The sequence below is a fragment of the Streptomyces drozdowiczii genome, from assembly GCF_026167665.1.
Classification (GTDB): Bacteria; Actinomycetota; Actinomycetes; order Streptomycetales; family Streptomycetaceae; genus Streptomyces; species Streptomyces drozdowiczii_A.
Genome location: NZ_CP098740.1, coordinates 1,100,634 through 1,117,608, shown reverse-complemented (window position 1 = coordinate 1,117,608; position 16,975 = coordinate 1,100,634). Strand labels below are relative to the sequence as shown.

The following is a 16,975-nucleotide window of genomic DNA, read 5'->3' as shown; positions in this document are numbered from 1 at the left end:
GTCTCCGCTACCGGGTCACCCGGCCGGAACCGTGTCCTGGAACGTCGTCCCCGCCGCGCGCAACGCGGCGACCTTCGCGTTCACCTGCGAAGGCGTGAGGACCTTGTCCTTCACATGCAGGACGTAGTCGACCTGCTGGTCGTACGCGCGCGGCGTGGTGCTCGTCTGCCCGGCGAGGTCGATCAGCCACTGGTTGAAGTTGATCGACATCCCGCGCTCCGGCAGATAGGCCGCGCCGTGCGTGCCGAAGAGCTGGCCGTCGATGTAGTACGTGATGGCGTTGTTGTCGATGGTCACCACCAGGTCGTGCCAGCCGGCGTAGCTCTGCCGGGACTCGGTGTGCTGGTTGACGGCCTCCCACGGGTCGGGCCGGTAGGTCTCCCACGAGGTCGTGTAGAGGATGTTGCCGCTCTCGCCCCAGCCGCCGTTGGGCAGGTACTCGAAGTCGTACTCGGCGTAGTCGTCCGCCATCGGGGCCTTGAGGTCGTTGATGGTGAAGAACGTCTGGACGAGGTGGTCCCCGTCCGGGCCCGACTTCGGCGCGTCGTTGAACTTGACCCGCGCCGCGTAGGTGCCGTTGCGGAACTTCATGGACTGGGTCAGGATCTCGGTCTGCTTCGTGGACTCGCCGGTGCCCGCGGTCGACGTCTCCAGGTTCATGATGGAGTTGCCGCTCTGCGTGGCGAACGTGACCTTGTCCGGCGCCCAGGTGGCGCCGGGCACGCCGGGCCCGCCCGCGTTGGAGCGGACGCTCCAGCCGTGCGCGGCGATCTGCGGGTCGCTGTGGCTGCTGTAGTTGAAGTCGTCGAAGAGCGTCGGCCCGTTCTCGCCCGGGTCACCCGGGTCGGTCGGGTCCGTGGGGTCGGTCGGATCGGTGGGGTCGGTCGGGTCGTTGCCCTCCGGCGCCGTGCCCCAGACCTTGGTGCCGCCGAGCTGCGCGGTCACCTTCGTCCAGTCGGCGTACGAGGTCGCGCCGGCGCCGAACGAGTAGTCGTCGCTCTGCACCAGCGGCTGCCAGTTGGACCGGTAGAACCGCAGCTGCATGTCACCGGTGTCGGCACCCGGTGCCAGGGAGCCCGCGCCGGAGGTGAAGCCGATCTCCAGGTAGCGGTCGGCGGTGGCGGTCGGCTTCGCGAGCGTGCCGAACGTCCCCGTGATGTTCCCGCAGCCCTTCACCGCCCAGGAGCAGGCGAACCGGTAGACCTCGCCGACCGCGTCGCCCTTGAAGTAGTAGCGGATCTTCACGTTGCTGAGCTGCACGGACTGGCTGCCGGTGTTGCGCACCTTCAGCCACGGCTCGCTCTGGTCGGCGCTCGCGCCGGACGCGCCGGTGCGGTACTGCACGGCGATCGGCTCGCCGGCGGCGCTCGCCGTCGTGGGGACGGCGGCCAGGGCCGTACAGCCGAGCGCCACGGTGACGGCGGCCGCCGCGGCGGCGCGCAGCCGGGTCTTCGCGTGTGACTTCATGCGTCTGTTCCTTCCGGGAACGTCGTGGGGGAGCGGGGGATTCACGAAGTTGGCGCTGTTCCTGGGGACGCCGCGGTGAGCGGCCTGGGGGTCAGGGGGCGGTAGCGGACGCCCAATGCGTCCAGGCGGGTGGTGTGGTGGCCGAGGCGGGCGAGGAAGCCGGGCCAGCCGTCGCCGCCGCCGGACCAGGCGCGGTCCGCGAGGGCGCACAGCCTCGGATACGTCTGGTACTCGATCCGGTCCGGAGTGGGCGCGTACTCCGTCCACAACTGGGCCTGTGTGCCCAGGAGTCGGACCGCGTCGCCCGGCTCCCAGTCGTCGGTCAGCGAGCGGTCGCCGTGCACCGTGCGCAGCTCGACGGGCGGACCCGGCTGCGTGAGCGGTTCGCCGGGGGCGTCCGTCTCGGCGTAGTCGAGGTAGGTGGCCCGGTAGTGGGCGGCGACCACCTGGTGGCCGCGGCGGGCGGCGGCGCGGGCGTGGGCCGGGTCGCGCCAGGTCATCACCGTGAATTCGGGCGGGAGTTCGGTGCCGGTCTCGGCCCAGCCGACCGGGATGCGGCCCCGCTCGGTGACGTGCGCCCCGATGCGGCCCATGAACCAGCCGTGCAGGGCCCGCGCGTCGGGCAGCCCCTCCGCGGCGGCCCGCTCCCGGGCCGCCGGGCTGTTCTCCCACTCGGTGGTCGGGCACTCGTCGCCGCCGACGTGGATGTACGGCGACGGGAAGACGTCCATGACCTCGTCAAGGACCGTCCGGCAGAAGTCGAAGACCTCCTCGTGGACGCCGAACACCGTGTCGCACACGCCCCACTTGGTCCACACGCCCAGCCGCCGCGACGGGTCGTTGCCCAGCTCCGGATGGGCGGCGAGAGCGGCCCTGACATGGCCGGGCATCTCGATCTCCGGCACCACCCGCACCCCGCGCGCCTCCGCGTACCGGACGAGGTCGCGCAGCTCCTGAGTGGTGTACGCCCCCGAGTGCGGGACTCCGTCGAAGCTCTCGACCGGGCCGCCCGGCGGACCGGCCATCGACTGGCTGCGGTGACCGCCGATCCCCGTCAGCTTCGGGTAGGCCGCGATCGGCATCCGCCAGCCCTGGTCGTCGGTGAGGTGGAGGTGCAGCGTGTTCAGCTTGTGCAGGGCCATCAGGTCCACGTAACGACGCAGGTAGGAGACCGGCTGGAAGTGCCGGGCCACGTCGAGCATCGTGCCGCGCCACGGATGCGCCGGGACATCGCTGATCTCCACGCACGGCAGGGTCCAGGCCCCGCCGCGCCGGGCCCCCGCCGACAGCGCCTCGGCGGGCAGCAGCTGGCGCAGCGTCTGGACCCCGCACAGCAGGCCGGGCAGCCTGGCCGCCCGCAGCAGCACCGTGTCCGGGCCGATGGTGAGCCCGTACCCCTCCTCGCCGAGGCCGCTCAGCTGCGGGTCCAGGGCGAGCACGATGCGGCCGGTGGCGGAGGGCGCGAGGGGGAGCCCGGTGCCGGGCGCGAGCAGGGTGCGCAGCAGGTCGGCGGCGCCCTCCGCGCCGGGGTAGGCGCGGATGCCGGTGTCCGGGGTCAGAGTGAAGCGGCCGGGGCGCGCGGAGACCTTGCGGGGGCGGGGGACGAGGGAGTGTTCGGGGCGGGGTGCGGGCATGCGGGGCCTCCGGGAGGGGAGCGGGGGACGGTCAGCCCTTGACGGCGCCGGCCGCGAAGCCGGAGGTGACATGGCGCTGGAGCAGCAGGAAGACCACCAGCGCGGGCAGGGCGAAGAGGGTGGAGGCGGCCATCGTGGCGCCCCAGTCGGTGCCGAAGGTGTTCTGGAAGGACGACAGCCAGACCGGCAGCGTGCGGCTGTCCTGGTGCTTGATGATCAGGAAGTTGGCGTACGCGAACTCGTTCCAGGCGGTGATGAATCCGAAGAGCGAGGTGGCCAAGAGACCCGGCGCGAGCAGCGGCAGCGCCACTTTCCGGAACGCGGCGGTCCTGGTGCAGCCGTCGACCTGCGCGGCCTCCTCCAGCTCCGGCGGAATCGTCCCGATGAACCCGCGCAGCACGATCACCGAGAACGGCAGCGTGACCATGAAGTAGACGAGGGTCAGCGTGGGCAGCCGGTCCAGCATGTCCGTGTCGCGGGAGATGATGTAGATCGGGATGATCAGCGACTCCCAGGGCGCCATCTGCGCGATGAACACCATGAGCATGAATTGCCGCCGCCCCCTCCAGCGCAGCCTGGCCACCGCGTACGCCGAGGCCAGGGCGACGATCAGGGCCAGCAGGATCGAACTCACCGTCACCAGCACGCTGTTGCGCCAGAACATGCCGAAGCCGTCGGCCTGCACGGCGGTGCGGAAGTGGTCGAGCGTCCAGGTGCGCGGGAAGAGCTGCGGGTCGGAGGACTGGATGTCCTTGGACGGTTTGAACGCGGTGGAGATCATCCAGTAGACGGGGAACAGACAGATCAGGACGGTCAGCGCGGCCGCGGCGTTCAGCGGAAGCCGCCGCAGTCGGGCGCTACGGAGACGGCTCATCGGATCTCGTCCTCCTGGCGGAGCATCTGGCGGAAGTAGAGGACGAGCACCCCGGACATCAGGACCACGGTGACCATCGAGGCGGCCGAGCCCAGGTCGTAACGCTGGCCGGAGAGCGCGGTCTGCACCGCGTACACGGGCAGGATCGTGGTGGCGTCGCCCGGGCCGCCCCGGGTCATCACCCAGATCTGGACGAACGCCTTGAACGTCCAGATCACCTCCAGCGAGAACACCAGCAGGAAGATCGGCCGGAGCACCGGCAGGGTGACCGAGCGGAAGATCCGGGCACCGCTCGCCCCGTCCAGCCGCGCCGACTCGTACAGCTCGGTCGGGACCGTGGTCAGCCCGGAGTAGAGGGTGATCGCCGCGAACGGCACCGACTGCCACACGACCAGCAGCACCAGGATGGCGAAGGCGGCGGTGCCGTGCGCGAACCACGGATACCGGTCGAACGAGGAGAAGCCCGCGCCGGTCAGCAGGTGGTTGACGATGCCGAACTCGGAGTGGAACAGCCACTGGAAGACCGTGGTGGCCGCGATCACCGGCATCGCCCAGGCCAGCACCAGCGAACTGAGCACCACCGTCCGGGCGATCCTGCCCAGCCGCTCGGTCATCAGGGCGACCAGCGTCGCGATCGCCATGATCAGGACCACGTTGACCGCCATGAACAGGAAGGTGCGCCGGACCACCTCCCAGAACCGCGGATCGCTCAGCAGCGTGCGGTAGTTGCGCAGTCCGACGAACTCCGCGTCACCCGTGATCAGCTGCCGCAGCCGGAAATCCTGGAGCGAGATCAGGACCGCCCGCAGCAGCGGATAGACCAGCAGGTAGAGCATGCCGCCGACGGCCGGTGCGATCAGGGCGTACGGCCAGAGGCCGCGCGGTTCCCCGGACCGCCGCCGGCGGGGCGGCGGTCCGGACGTGCCGGGAACGGCCCGGCGCTTGGGACTGGGGGGTGCGGTCCGTTCCCGGATGACCGACACGGCACGCCTCCTCTCGACGGTGCGGGTGTGAGCGAACGGTGCGGGCGGGGGTCAGGAGCCGGAGTTCATGGCCCGGGTGATGTCGGCGGACGCCTTGGCGGCCTCCTTCGCCGGGTCACCGCCGGTCAGGACGGCGGTCATGTAGTCCTTGATCGGGTTCTCCGCCTCGACCGCGGCCCAGCTCGGGGTGTTGGGCGTGGCGTGGCCGTTCGCCGCGCCGACCGCCATCGCGGCGGCGCCCGGATCGGCGGCCACGGCGGAGGCGAGCGTGGTCCGGTTCGGCACGTAGCTCATGGCGACGGCGAGCTTCTTCTGCCAGGCGTCACCGGTGAGTTCCTTGATGAAGGTGAGCGCGGCCTCCTGCTTGCCGGAGGCGGTGGGGATCACCAGATCGGAGCCGCCGGTGAAGACCGCACCCGGGGTGTCCGCGGTCTTGCCGGGGATCGGGAAGAAGCCCAGCTTCCCCTTCAGGTCGGGGTTCTTCTCGATGACGACGTTGGCACCGCCCGGCGTCGAGATGACCTGCGCGACCTTGCCCTGCGCCATCACGTCGGCCTGCGGCGGGTCGGCCTCGTCGGCGTCCTTGGGCCCCTTGCCGAGCGCCTGGAGCTGCTTGTAGAACTCCATGCCGCGCAGCGCTTCCGGGGTGTCCAGGGCGCCCTTCCACTTCCCCCGGACTCGGCGGCCAGGTCGCCGCCCTCGTCCCAGACGAAGCCGGCCAGCGCGTACCAGGTCTGGCCCGGCAGGTAGATGCCCTGGTTGCCGCCCTTGTTGAGCTTCTCGGTGGCGGCGATCCACTGGTCGCGGGTCTTGATGGTCTTCGCGTCGATGCCGGCCTTCTCGAAGAGGTCGGTGCGGTAGATGACCACGCGGTTGGCCGCGTAGTACGGGATGCCGTACTGCTTGCCCTCGTACGCCCCCGGCTCGGCGAGGCCCTTGAGCCAGTCCTTGCCGTTCAGCTCGTCCACCTTGTCGCTGAGGTCGAGCAGCCCGCCGCTCTGCGCGAACTGGGCGACCTGCGTGTTGCCGCTCTCGATGACGTCCGGGGCGTCGTTGCTGGCGAGCGCGGCGGTGATCTTCTCGCCGATGCCGTCCCACTCCTGGATCTGGACCCGGGCCCGGATGTCGGGGTGCGCCTTCTCGAAGCCCTGGACGAACTCCTTCTGGAACTGCGCCGAAACGCTGTCGCGCATCAGCCAGACGTCGATGCTGGTCCGGCCGTCGCCGGAGGAGTCGGACGAGTCGTCGGACGAGCCACAGGCGCTGAGGACGGCGGCCAGCACGAGCGCGGACCCACCGGCAAGCAAGCGGTACTTCACGGTTCACCTCTGGGAGAACAGGACCTGACCACCTGACCAGTGAAGGCCGCTGGACAGCTCACCTCTTGTTGGTGGATGAAGGTGGCATGGACCAATGGAGCCGTCAAGCCCCTTGTATTCAACGGATTTTGGCGATCTCCCGGAGAGATGGCTCGGGAAAGCGGCTACACTCCACCTGACCAGTGGTCCAGTGGTCAGGTACCTAACCCGCCAGAAGGGGGCAGCGCATGGACGCCGACGCATCGGGGACGGTGCTCAAACGGGAGCGGGCCCGTGACGCCATCCTGGAAATGATCGAGTCCCGGCGCCCCGGCGACGCGATCCCCTCGGAGCGGTCCCTGTGCGCCACGCTCGGCGTCTCCCGGCCCACCCTGCGCGCCGCGGTGGACGAGCTGGTCGCGACGGGGCTCCTCGTGCGGGAGCACGGCCGGGGCATGTTCGTCGCGCCCGAGAAGATCACCCAGGAGCTGATCTCGGCCGACCTCGCCCTGTCGGTCCCGCAGGCGGCCGGGGCCTGGTCGAGCCGGCTCCTGGAGTTCACCACCGTCCAGGCCGGCGCCCGGGTCGGCCGCAAGCTGCGCATGTCACCGGCGGCCGACATCGTGTACGTCGCCCGGCTCCGGCTGGTCGACGGCGCGCCCATGGCCATCGAGCACCTGCACATCCGGGCCGAGCTGGTGCCCGGGCTCTCCGCCGAGGAGCTGGAGAGCGGCGACCTGTACGAGCACCTGCGCGAGCGCCACGACGTGCACGTCCACGAGGCGGTCCAGGCGATCGAGCCGACCGTGGTGACCCGGGCCGAGGCCCGCCTCCTGGACGTCCCCGAGCTGTCCCCGGCCCTGCTCTTCGAGCGGCTGACCTCGGACACCACGGGGCGCCCCGTCGAGTACGTGCACTCGCTCTACCGGGGCGACCGCTACCGCATCGTGTCCCGGCTGGCCCTCGGTCCGGCCGCCGCCGTCGAGCCGGTCGAGGGCGGCCACCATCCGGGCATCCCGCCGGGCGACTTCGCGCAGCGTGAGCCGATCACGTCCTCGACGCGGGGGGACATCCAGTCCGGTGACTGAGGGGGCGGGTGGGGCGACGGTCCGCCGTGCGCCGGCCCTCGCCCAAGCCCGCACGGGCGCCATCGCGTTGCGCCCTGCGCAATGGCCGGTGCGCCTCTTGCGTCGTGCCCCGGGGAGGGCCACTGTGGCTGCGACATCCGACGCAACCGACCCCACGAGGTGCCTCGCATGACGTCCCCCACCAGCCGCCGCACCCTGCTCGGAGCCCTCCTGGCGGGCGGTGCCCTCGCCGCCGCCCCCAGCCTCCCGCGCTCCGCGCACCGCCCCGCGCCCCACCACCCCCACCACCCGCCGCACCCCGCCCACCCGGCGACCCGCGCCACCCGCACCCTCTACCTCGGCACCTACACCTCGACCAGCCCCGGCGGCACCGGCGTCGGAGTCGCCGCGTACGACCCGGAGACGGCGGGCATCACCGCCCGCACCGTCGTCACGGGCGTCGAGAACCCCTCGTACCTCGCCCTCCACCCCACCGGCGGCACGCTCTACGCCGTGGACGAGCAGCAGAACGGGGGCGTCACCGCGATCGCCCTCGCGGACGACTTCCGAGTGCTCGGCACCCGGTCCACCGGCGGCGCCGGACCCTGTCACCTCTCCGTCCACCCGGGCGGGCGGTGGCTGCTCAGCGCCAACTACACCTCCGGCAGCGTTGCCGTACACCCGCTGGCCGACGACGGGTCGGTGGGGGAGCGGACCGACCTGGTCGCGCACAGCTCGCCCGCCCCCGGACCGGGGCAGGACGGCCCGCACGCGCACCAGATCATCACGGCCCCCGACGGCGACCACATCCTGGCTGTCGACCTGGGCAACGACACGGTCTACACGTACCGGCTCGACGAGACGGACGGCACCCTGGAGCAGACCTCCTACGCCGCGCTGCGGCCGGGCGCCGGCCCCCGCCACCTCACCTTCCACCCCGACGGGCGCCACGCCTACCTGGCCTGCGAGCTGGACAACACGGCGGTGGTCTGCGGTTACGACCCCGCTACGGGCGTGCTCACCCCGGGGGACCCGCAGTCCACCGGCACCGGCTCCGGCACCAGCTACCCCGCGCAGTTCCTGGTCACCGGCGACGGCCGGTTCGCCTACCTCGCGAACCGGGGCCACAACAGCATCACCCGGTACGCGATCGAGGACGGCGGGGCCGCGCTGAGCCTGCTCGACACCGTGCCCGTGGGCGGTGACTTCCCCCGGCACACCGCGCTCTCGCCGGACGGCACGCTGCTCTTCGCCGCCAACCAGAAGTCCGGCACGGTCACCGCCTTCCGGGTGGACGCCGCATCCGGCTCCCTGACCTCGGTCGGGACCCCGTACGCGGCCCCGGCGGCGGTCTGCGTGCTGCCGGTGTAGGGCGTTAGGGTCGAGCCCGAGCCGCAGGTCGCACCGGACGCGGTGCGACGTATGAGGGAGGCACCATGCGCTTGAGAGTGGAGTTCACCACCGAGCCCTTCGATCTGGACGAGGCGCCCGCGCACGCGGTCGTGGCGCGCGAGGTCATTCAGGGGGCCGAGCTGGACGCCGTCGACGTCGGCCCGTTCGGCAACACGGCGGAGGGCGGTGCCGACGAGGTGCTCACCGCGGTCGACAGCCTGCTGCGGCAAGCGCTGGCATCGGGTGCCACCCGGGTCTCGCTCCAGGTCAACGTCATCGGAGAGGACCCGAAGTGACCGGACCGGTGGACCACCCCCTCGTCACCGCCGTGAAGCCGCTCGTGGACGCCATGGGTGCCGAACTCGTCGGACCCGGTGAGGCGCACCCCGACGACGTGGTGCTGGCCTGGGAGGGCGAGGACGTCGTGGCGGTCCGGCTGCCCCAGCTCTCGGAGTCGCTGGACCACATCCTGGCCGCGATGGAGCGCCGGCACGGCATGCCGCTGGCCGAGCTGGACCGCAAGGCCAAGCAGGAGGCCGTCCGGCTCTTGGAGGCACGCGGTGCCTTCTCCGTACGCCATGGGGTCGAGACCGTGGCGGGGGCGCTGGGCGTCTCCAGGTTCACCGTGTACAACTACCTGAACAGGGAAAACGGCGCCAAGAGCGGGTAGTTGGGTCACCCGCGCCCTGGCTGCCGATGCATGATCGATCAAGCCGCCGCCCGTACCACCGGGCGGCGGTTTTTTCTGTATACGGAATTTCAACAAACTGTTGACGTCGTGTTGCGGAGGGCGTTAGCTATCCGCAGCCCGACCAACGCACAGCGAAGAACAGCCACGGAGGCTCCCGTGACTTCGAGCTCCACGCCGGGCCTCGCCCGGTTCAACACCCAGGCGGACGCCGAGGCGGCCGCCGCACTGCACGAGGTGTGTGCCAGTGCGGCATGGGGACGAGCGGTCCTCGCCCACCGCCCGTACGCCACCACCGAAGCCCTGCTCTCCGCGAGCGACACCGCCACGGCGGCACTCGACGCGGAGGACCTGGCGGAGGCCATGGCCGGTCACCCGCCGATCGGCCGCCCGAAGCCCGGGGACCCGACCTCCTCCCGCGAACAGCGGGGAATGGCCGGGGCCTCCGAGGAGCTCAAGGCCGAGATGCTCGAACTCAACCTGGCCTACCAGGAGCGGTTCGGACATGTCTTCCTGATCTGCGCCACCGGCGCCACCGGTGAGCAGATGCGCGACGCGGTGAAGTCCCGGATCGGGAACTCGCCCGAGCAGGAGCGGGGGATCGTGCGCACCGAACTGGGCAAGATCAACCGCATCCGCCTCACCCGCCTCGTCACGGAAGACGCGTAACACAAGGAGAGTCTTGAGCACCTTCGCCACCGCATCGGTGTCCACCCACATCCTGGACACCAGCATCGGCCGCCCCGCCGCGGACGTCGCCGTCTCGCTCGCCGCCCGTCAGGGTGCCGACGCCGAGTGGGTGACGCTCGGGGGCTCCGCGACCGATGCGGACGGGCGCTGCAAGGACCTGCCGGCCCTGCCGGAGGGCACCACCCACGTACGGCTCGACTTCGAGACCGAGCCGTATTTCACAGCCAAGAAGCAAGCCGAGGCGCAGCAGGACGCCCCCGCGTAAGGGACAGCGGCGCGTTCTTCCCCGAGGTGGCGATCACTTTCGCCGTCACCCCGGGCGAGCACTACCACGTACCGCTGCTGCTCAACCCGTTCGGCTACTCCGTATACCGAGGGAGCTAGCAGACACATGCCCACGATTCTCGGCCAGAACCAGTACGGCAAAGCAGAGAACCGCGTCGTCAAGATCACGCGGGACGGCGACACCCACCACATCAAGGACCTGAACGTCTCGGTCGCGCTCTCCGGCGAGATGGACGACGTCCACTACTCCGGCTCCAACGCGCACGTCCTGCCCACGGACACCACCAAGAACACGGTGTTCGCGTTCGCCAAGGAGCACGGGATCGAGTCCGCCGAGCAGTTCGGCATCCACCTCGCCCGCCACTTCGTGACCTCGCAGGAGCCGATCAAGACGGCGCGCATCCGCATCGAGGAGTACGCCTGGGAGCGCATCGCCACCTCGGACGCGAACTCCCGCTTCATCGGGTCCGACGAGGTCAAGCACTCCTTCGTCCGCAAGAACCAGGAGATCCGCACCGCCCAGATCACCTTCGACGGTGAGAAGTGGCAGGTCGTCTCCGGGCTCAAGGACCTGACCGTGATGAACTCGACCAACTCCGAGTTCTGGGGCTACGTCAAGGACAAGTACACGACGCTCAAGGAGGCGTACGACCGCATCCTCGCGACCGACGTCTCCGCCCGCTGGCGCTACAACTGGACCAGCGACGAGCAGCGCATGCCGAACTGGGAGAAGTCCTACGAGCAGGCGCGCAAGCACATGCTGCACGCCTTCGCCGAGACCTACTCGCTCTCGCTCCAGCAGACCCTGTACCAGATGGGTTCGCGCATCATCAACAACCGCAGCGAGATCGACGAGATCCGCTTCTCGCTGCCGAACAACCACCACTTCCTTGTGGACTTGGAGCCGTTCGGCCTCAAGAACGACAACGAGGTGTACTTCGCGGCCGACCGTCCGTACGGGCTCATCGAGGGCACCGTGCTCCGGGACGGCGTCGAGCCGCAGATCCCGGTCGACATGACCAACCTCTGACGCGGCGCCGCGCCGGTGCCCGCCCGCCCACGACGGCGGCCGGGCACCGGCCGGGCCGGAGGGAACCCTCATGGCACAGCCAGCATCCGGGCCCGCGGAAGCAGAAGGCCCCTGTTCCACCCCGCCGGAGCGTGCGGTGCACCCGGTGGACGAGAAGCTCACCCCCTCGCGGCTCCTGCCGGCCGCCCTCCAGCACATCGCCGCCATGTACGCCGGTGTCGTCACCCCTCCGCTGATCATCGGCCAGGCCGTCGGCCTCGACGCGGCGGGCATGACCCGGCTCATCGCGGCCAGCCTCCTCATCGCCGGCTGCGCCACCCTGCTCCAGACCCTCGGCATCGGCGGCCTCGCCGGCAACCGGCTGCCGTTCGTCAACGCCGCGTCCTCCGCCGGTATCGCCCCGATGCTCGCCATCGCCGAGACCAACGCGCCCGGACACCAACTGCCCGCGATCTACGGCGCGGTGCTCGTCGCCGGAGTGTTCTGCCTGGCCGTCGGGCCGTTCTTCGGCAGACTCCTGCGCTTCTTCCCGCCCCTGGTCACCGGCGTCGTGATCACCCTCATCGGGGTCACCCTGATGCCCGTACCGGTCTCCTGGGCGCAGGGCGGCGACAAGACGGCCACCGACTTCGGTGACATGAAGTACCTCGCGCTCGCCGCGTTCACCCTCGTCGTCATCCTGCTCATCCAGCGCTTCGGACGCGGCTTCCTGCGCCAAGTCGCGCTGCTCATGGGGCTGTTGATCGGCACGCTGGCCGCCGTGCCGTTCGGGCTCGCCGACTTCTCCTCGCTGCGCGACGCCCCGCTCGCCGCCGTACCCACGCCGTTCGCCTTCGGGGCGCCGGAGTTCCAGCCGGCCGCGATCCTCTCGCTGTGCATCGTGATGCTCGTCCTGATGACCGAGTCCTCCGCCGGGATGCTGGCCGTCGGTGAGATCTGCGACCGCCGCACCGACGGACGCACCCTCACCCGCGGCCTGCGCACCGACGGCATCGCCACCCTGATCGGCCCGGTCTTCGGCGGCTTCCCCACCAGCGCCTTCGCGCAGAACGTGGGCGTCGTCTCGCTCACCAGGGTCCGCAGCCGTTACGTCGTCGCCGCGGCCGGAGCCGCGCTGCTGGTGCTCGGCCTCTTCCCGGTGCTCGGCGCGGTCGTCTCGCTCGTCCCGATGCCCGTGCTCGGCGGCGCCGGCATCGTCCTCTTCGGCTCGATCGCGGTCAGCGGCATCCGTACGCTCTCCGAAGCCGGCCTGGACGACAGCTCCAACATCATCCTGGTCGCCGTGGCCCTCGGCGCGGGCATCGTCCCGCTCGCCGCGCCCGGCTTCTACGCGGACTTCCCGTCCTGGGCCCAGACCGTCCTGGGCTCCGGAATCAGTGCGGGGGCGCTCGTCGCGGTCCTGCTCAACCTGTTCTTCCACCATCTCGGCACCCACGGCCGCACCGCCGTGGCACTCAAATCCTCCTAGGGTCCTGCCGTGCCCACATCCCAGATGAGAGAAGGAAGCACCATGGCAGCACCGGCAGCCCCCGACCGGGTGGAGCGCATCGTCATCGAGAACTGCTCGATCGCGACCGTCGACGCCGCCGACACCGAGTACGCCTCGGGCTATGTCGTCGTCGCCGGGAACCGCATCGAGTCCGTCGGCGCCGGCCGGGCACCCGAGGGCCTGGAGAACGTCGTACGCCGGATCGACGGAACCGGCCACCTGGCAACCCCCGGCCTGATCAACACGCACCACCACTTCTACCAGTGGATCACCCGGGGCCTGGCCACCGACCACAACCTCTTCAACTGGCTGGTCGCGCTGTACCCGACGTGGGCGCGCATCGACGAGCCGATGGCCCGCGCCGCCGCGCAGGGCTCGCTCGCCATGATGGCGCTCGGCGGTGTCACCACCGCGATGGACCACCACTACGTCTACCCGAAGGGCTCCGGCGACCTGTCCGGCGCCATCATCGGGGCCGCCCGCGACATGGGCGTACGCTTCACCCTCGCCCGGGGCTCCATGGACCGCAGCGAGAAGGACGGCGGGCTGCCCCCGGACTTCGCCGTGGAGACCCTGGAAGGCGCGCTCGCCGCCACCGAGGCGACCGTCGACGCCCACCACGACGCCTCCTTCGACGCGATGACCCAGGTCGCCGTCGCCCCCTGCTCGCCGTTCTCCGTATCCACCGAACTCATGCGCCAGGGCGCCGAACTGGCCCGGCGCAAGGGCGTGCGGCTGCACACCCACGGCTCGGAGACCGTGGAGGAGGAGAAGTTCTGCCACGAGCTGTTCGGCATGGGCCCCACGGACTACTTCGAGTCCACCGGCTGGCTCGGCGAGGATGTGTGGATGGCGCACTGCGTCCACATGAACGACTCGGACATCGCGGCCTTCGCCCGCACCGGCACCGGCGTCGCCCACTGCCCGTCGTCCAACGCCCGCCTCGCCGCGGGCATCGCCCGCGTCCCGGACATGCTCGCCGCCGGGGTCCCGGTCGGCCTCGGCGTCGACGGCACCGCGTCCAACGAGTCCGGCGAGCTCCACACCGAACTCCGCAACGCCCTCCTCATCAACCGCCTCGGCCCGCACCGCGAGCGCGCCCTGAACGCCCGTCAGGCGCTGCGCCTCGGCACCTACGGCGGCGCCCAGGTCCTGGGCCGCGCCGCGCAGACCGGCTCGCTGGAGGCCGGCAAGCTCGCCGACCTGGTCCTCTGGAAGCTGGACACCCTCGCCCACGCCTCCATCGCCGACCCGGTCACCGCGCTCGTCTTCGGCGCCGCCGCCCCGGTCACCCTGTCGCTGGTCGACGGCAAGCCGGTCGTGGAGTCCGGCCGCCTGGTCACCGCGGACGAGGACGCCATCGCCCGCGCCACCCGCGACGAGGCCCGCCGCCTCGCCCAGATCGCCGCCGGAGCCTGACGGCCCGGCGGCCCCGAAAGCGGCCGGACGAGGGGGACGGCCCTCGGCCCGGCCGCCGCGGACCCGAGCGGGGTCCGCGGCAACCGGCGCGGGAGGCGCGCCGCCCACGCGCACGCGCCTCCCGCACCGGCGATCCCGGCTGCCCGCACCAGCCGTTCGACCTGCCTCACCGCACCACCGCAGCACACGGGGCCCGGTCCGGCGGACCGGCCCCGGCACCACCTCCCTGAACCCCACGTCACCGCCGACGTGTAACCGACCGGAGGAACCGCCGTGGCAGCTACGCCCAGGTTTCGCGACGACGCAAGTGCGACCCCCCACACCGACGGTGCGCCGGAGACGGCCCCGTCCGACCGGAAGCATCCGGTCGACGAGACACTCCCCCCGCTGAAGATGTTCACCAGCGGCCTCCAGCACGTGGCCGCGATGTACGCGGGCGTGGTGGCCCCGCCCATGATCGTGGGGCCCGCCGTGGGCCTCAGCCCCAAGGAGACCGCGTTCCTGATGGGGGCGAGCCTGTTCACCGCGGGCATAGCCACCCTGCTCCAGACGCTCGGCTTCTGGCGCATAGGCGCCCGGCTGCCGTTCGTCAACGGCGTCTCGTTCGCCGGGGTGACCCCGATGGTGGCGATCGGCAAGGACCGGGGCCACGACGGGATCGCCGTCATCTTCGGCGCGATCATCGTGGCGAGCCTCCTCGGCTTCGTCCTCGCGCCCTACTTCTGCAAACTGGTCCGCTTCTTCCCACCCGTGGTCACCGGCACCGTCATCACCCTCATCGGTGTCTCGCTGCTGCCGGTCGCCTTCAACTGGTCCCAGGGCGGCAACGCGACCGCCCACGACTACGGCTCCACCACCAACATCACCATGGCGGCGGTCACCCTCGTCATCGTGCTGGCCCTGCGCAAACTGCTGCGCGGCTTCCTCCAGCAGATCGCCATCCTGCTCGGCTTGATCATCGGCACGCTCATCGCGATCCCCGTCGGCATCACCGACTTCGGCGCGATCAAGAACGCCGACGCGATCGGCTTCCCCACCCCGTTCCACTTCGGCGCCCCGCAGTTCGAGATCGCCGCGATCGTCTCGATGAGCATCGTGATGCTGGTCTGCATGACCGAGTCCACGGCGGACATGCTGGCCCTCGGCAAGATCGTGGACCGCCCCGCCGACGAACGGACCATCGAGGGCGGGCTGCGCGCCGACACCCTGGGCAGTGCCATCAGCCCGCTGTTCAACGGCTTCATGTGCAGCGCCTTCGCCCAGAACATCGGCCTGGTCGCGATGACCAAGGTCCGCAGCCGCTTCGTCGTCGCGGCCGGCGGCGGCATCCTGATCCTGCTCGGCCTGGTCCCGGTGGCCGCGTCCGTCATCGCGCTGGTGCCGCTGCCGGTGCTCGGCGGCGCGGGCATCGTCCTGTTCGGCTCGGTCGCGGCCAGCGGCATCCAGACCCTGGCCGGCGCCGCGCTGGAGAAGGGCGAGAACGCGCTGATCGTCGCGGCGGCCGTCGGCGTCGGGCTGATACCGATCGCGGCGCCCGACTTCTACCACGCCTTCCCGAAGGACCTCCTGGTCGTCCTGGACTCCGGCATCTCGACGGGATGCGTGGTGGCGATCGTCCTCAACCTGGCCTTCAACCACCTCGGCCGCAAAGCCGACACGGACGAGGCGGGCACCGCACCTGGCGGCCACGACCCGGTCAAGGCGATGGAGGTCGCCGCTCACTGACGTACGGTCAGCACAGCGTGGCGCGTACGGGGTTGGCCGTACGCGCCACGAGTGGTTCCGCCGGTGCTCAGCCGATGTGGAAGCTGTCCCCGTACACCTTCCAGTCGAGCGGCGGGTCCAGGTTCAGATTGCCGTTCCGCAGGAAGACCCGCTGGGCGGTGTCCACCCGGCTGGTGTCCGAGTGGGCCTCCTCCTGCTCCATGGCCCAGACCCGCGCGTCCAGGAAGGCGTCGAGGTAGGCCACCTCGTCACCGCCCTGGGCCGGCGGCTTCGCCTGTGCCAGGGCCCGCTGCCGGATGGACCCGAAGCTCGTGCTGTCGCCGCCGTCGCCGTGCATCACGATGGCGTCGTAGTAGGCGAACTGGCCGAGCGTGCCCAGGCCGTCGCTCTTGGCCCGGCCGACCGCCGGGTCGAAGTACACCCGGTCGCGCTCGTCGTTCTGCGCCTGCTGGAAGTCCGGATCCTGGGCGGCCGTCTCCCAGGCGTCCTGGAAGCCCGGGTCCAGACCGTCGTGCGAGTCGCTGCCGTCCACCTCGCGCAGGGCCGGCAGATACCCGGCCAGTACGTTGTCCGGCTTGCGCCGCGTGTACAGCTCCACCAGGTCGAGCATGTCGCCGGTGCCGGAGCAGAAGCCGATGATGCCCGCGGTGTAGCCGCGGCCGTCGCCGATGTCCTCGATGTAGCCGTACTGCGCCTTCCAGTCCAGCGTGGAGTTCTCCGCGCTGGAGACCAGTTGCATGGCGATGTCCTTCTTCGCCGGATCGTCGAGACCGGCCAAGGCCGCCTCCTGCTGGTGAGCCGCCGTGGGGACGGGCGTGGTGCCGGCGAAGGCGGTGGCGGGCACCGCCGTGAGGGTCAGTCCGACCGCGACGAGCGCGAGGCGCACGGATCGGGTGGTGCGACGTGCGGTGCGCTTGTGGGGAGCGTACACCTG

14 protein-coding genes and 2 pseudogenes are annotated in these 16,975 nt (G+C 70.9%); 10 read left to right on the top strand and 6 right to left on the bottom strand.

Going from position 1 to position 16,975, the window contains the following annotated elements; all coding sequences use genetic code 11:
- Nucleotides 1-15 precede the first annotated feature (15 nt).
- The 5 genes and pseudogenes from NEH16_RS05010 to NEH16_RS04990 form a co-directional block, all read right to left on the bottom strand.
- Entirely contained in the window at nt 16-1,467 is a 1,452-nt protein-coding gene (locus NEH16_RS05010; RefSeq protein ID WP_265539567.1) for a cellulose binding domain-containing protein, read from the bottom strand.
- Between the two features lie 41 nt (nt 1,468-1,508).
- The gene (locus tag NEH16_RS05005) at nt 1,509-3,101 is read right to left on the bottom strand and encodes a beta-N-acetylhexosaminidase (protein ID WP_265539564.1); all 1,593 of its coding nucleotides are present in this window, start codon (nt 3,099-3,101) and stop codon (nt 1,509-1,511) included.
- A 31-nt stretch (nt 3,102-3,132) separates the two neighbouring features.
- A complete protein-coding gene (locus NEH16_RS05000) occupies nt 3,133-3,975 on the bottom strand; it encodes a carbohydrate ABC transporter permease (protein WP_265539562.1) in 843 nt (280 codons plus the stop codon).
- Nucleotides 3,972-4,958 carry a carbohydrate ABC transporter permease gene (locus NEH16_RS04995; RefSeq protein ID WP_265539560.1) on the bottom strand — a complete coding sequence of 329 codons (987 nt, stop codon included), beginning with the start codon at nt 4,956-4,958 and terminating at the stop codon, nt 3,972-3,974. The genes NEH16_RS05000 and NEH16_RS04995 overlap by 4 nt, the downstream gene beginning before the upstream one ends.
- Nucleotides 4,959-5,009: 51 nt before the next feature.
- A pseudogene (locus NEH16_RS04990) lies at nt 5,010-6,277 on the bottom strand (extracellular solute-binding protein).
- A gap of 227 nt (nt 6,278-6,504) precedes the next feature.
- On the opposite strand from NEH16_RS04990, the gene NEH16_RS04985 reads away from it, so the two are divergent.
- From NEH16_RS04985 to NEH16_RS04940, 10 genes and pseudogenes are all read left to right on the top strand, one after another.
- Nucleotides 6,505-7,344, top strand: coding sequence for a GntR family transcriptional regulator (locus tag NEH16_RS04985; RefSeq protein WP_265539558.1), 840 nt, complete (start codon nt 6,505-6,507; stop codon nt 7,342-7,344).
- A gap of 168 nt (nt 7,345-7,512) precedes the next feature.
- On the top strand, nt 7,513-8,694 hold the full coding sequence (locus NEH16_RS04980; RefSeq protein WP_265539556.1) for a lactonase family protein: 1,182 nt from the start codon (nt 7,513-7,515) through the stop codon (nt 8,692-8,694).
- A gap of 65 nt (nt 8,695-8,759) precedes the next feature.
- Nucleotides 8,760-9,011 carry a hypothetical protein gene (locus tag NEH16_RS04975; RefSeq protein ID WP_265539553.1) on the top strand — a complete coding sequence of 84 codons (252 nt, stop codon included), beginning with the start codon at nt 8,760-8,762 and terminating at the stop codon, nt 9,009-9,011.
- Nucleotides 9,008-9,385, top strand: a complete 378-nt coding sequence (locus tag NEH16_RS04970; RefSeq protein WP_265539551.1) for a helix-turn-helix domain-containing protein — start codon at nt 9,008-9,010, stop codon at nt 9,383-9,385. The genes NEH16_RS04975 and NEH16_RS04970 overlap by 4 nt, the downstream gene beginning before the upstream one ends.
- A gap of 177 nt (nt 9,386-9,562) precedes the next feature.
- Nucleotides 9,563-10,072 (top strand): 2-oxo-4-hydroxy-4-carboxy-5-ureidoimidazoline decarboxylase, encoded by a 510-nt coding sequence (gene uraD, locus NEH16_RS04965; RefSeq protein WP_265539549.1) that lies wholly within the window; start codon nt 9,563-9,565, stop codon nt 10,070-10,072.
- A gap of 13 nt (nt 10,073-10,085) precedes the next feature.
- Nucleotides 10,086-10,477: pseudogene (gene uraH, locus NEH16_RS04960) on the top strand (hydroxyisourate hydrolase).
- Nucleotides 10,478-10,484: 7 nt separating this feature from the next.
- Nucleotides 10,485-11,408: a factor-independent urate hydroxylase gene (gene pucL, locus NEH16_RS04955; protein ID WP_265539547.1), complete on the top strand. Its 924-nt coding sequence runs from the start codon at nt 10,485-10,487 to the stop codon at nt 11,406-11,408.
- Between the two features lie 70 nt (nt 11,409-11,478).
- Nucleotides 11,479-12,876 (top strand): nucleobase:cation symporter-2 family protein, encoded by a 1,398-nt coding sequence (locus tag NEH16_RS04950; protein ID WP_073965990.1) that lies wholly within the window; start codon nt 11,479-11,481, stop codon nt 12,874-12,876.
- 42 nt (nt 12,877-12,918) lie between these two features.
- Entirely contained in the window at nt 12,919-14,316 is a 1,398-nt protein-coding gene (locus tag NEH16_RS04945) for an 8-oxoguanine deaminase (RefSeq protein WP_073965989.1), read from the top strand.
- 273 nt (nt 14,317-14,589) lie between these two features.
- The gene (locus tag NEH16_RS04940) at nt 14,590-16,041 is read left to right on the top strand and encodes a nucleobase:cation symporter-2 family protein (RefSeq protein ID WP_158070798.1); all 1,452 of its coding nucleotides are present in this window, start codon (nt 14,590-14,592) and stop codon (nt 16,039-16,041) included.
- Nucleotides 16,042-16,108: 67 nt separating this feature from the next.
- Here NEH16_RS04940 and NEH16_RS04935 read toward each other — a convergent pair whose 3' ends face one another.
- Nucleotides 16,109-16,972, bottom strand: a complete 864-nt coding sequence (locus tag NEH16_RS04935) for a chitosanase (protein ID WP_265539545.1) — start codon at nt 16,970-16,972, stop codon at nt 16,109-16,111.
- Between the last annotated feature and the right edge of the window lie 3 nt (nt 16,973-16,975).

Excerpts from the sequence above, each read along its gene's own strand:
- NEH16_RS05010 (WP_265539567.1), bottom strand. The coding sequence starts at position 1,467 with ATGAAGTCACACGCGAAGACCCGGCTGCGCGCCGCCGCGGCGGCCGCC.
- NEH16_RS05005 (WP_265539564.1), bottom strand. The coding sequence starts at position 3,101 with ATGCCCGCACCCCGCCCCGAACACTCCCTCGTCCCCCGCCCCCGCAAG.
- NEH16_RS05000 (WP_265539562.1), bottom strand. The coding sequence starts at position 3,975 with ATGAGCCGTCTCCGTAGCGCCCGACTGCGGCGGCTTCCGCTGAACGCC.
- NEH16_RS04985 (WP_265539558.1), top strand. The coding sequence starts at position 6,505 with ATGGACGCCGACGCATCGGGGACGGTGCTCAAACGGGAGCGGGCCCGT.
- NEH16_RS04980 (WP_265539556.1), top strand. The coding sequence starts at position 7,513 with ATGACGTCCCCCACCAGCCGCCGCACCCTGCTCGGAGCCCTCCTGGCG.
- NEH16_RS04975 (WP_265539553.1), top strand. The coding sequence starts at position 8,760 with ATGCGCTTGAGAGTGGAGTTCACCACCGAGCCCTTCGATCTGGACGAG.
- pucL (WP_265539547.1), top strand. The coding sequence starts at position 10,485 with ATGCCCACGATTCTCGGCCAGAACCAGTACGGCAAAGCAGAGAACCGC.
- NEH16_RS04950 (WP_073965990.1), top strand. The coding sequence starts at position 11,479 with ATGGCACAGCCAGCATCCGGGCCCGCGGAAGCAGAAGGCCCCTGTTCC.
- NEH16_RS04945 (WP_073965989.1), top strand. The coding sequence starts at position 12,919 with ATGGCAGCACCGGCAGCCCCCGACCGGGTGGAGCGCATCGTCATCGAG.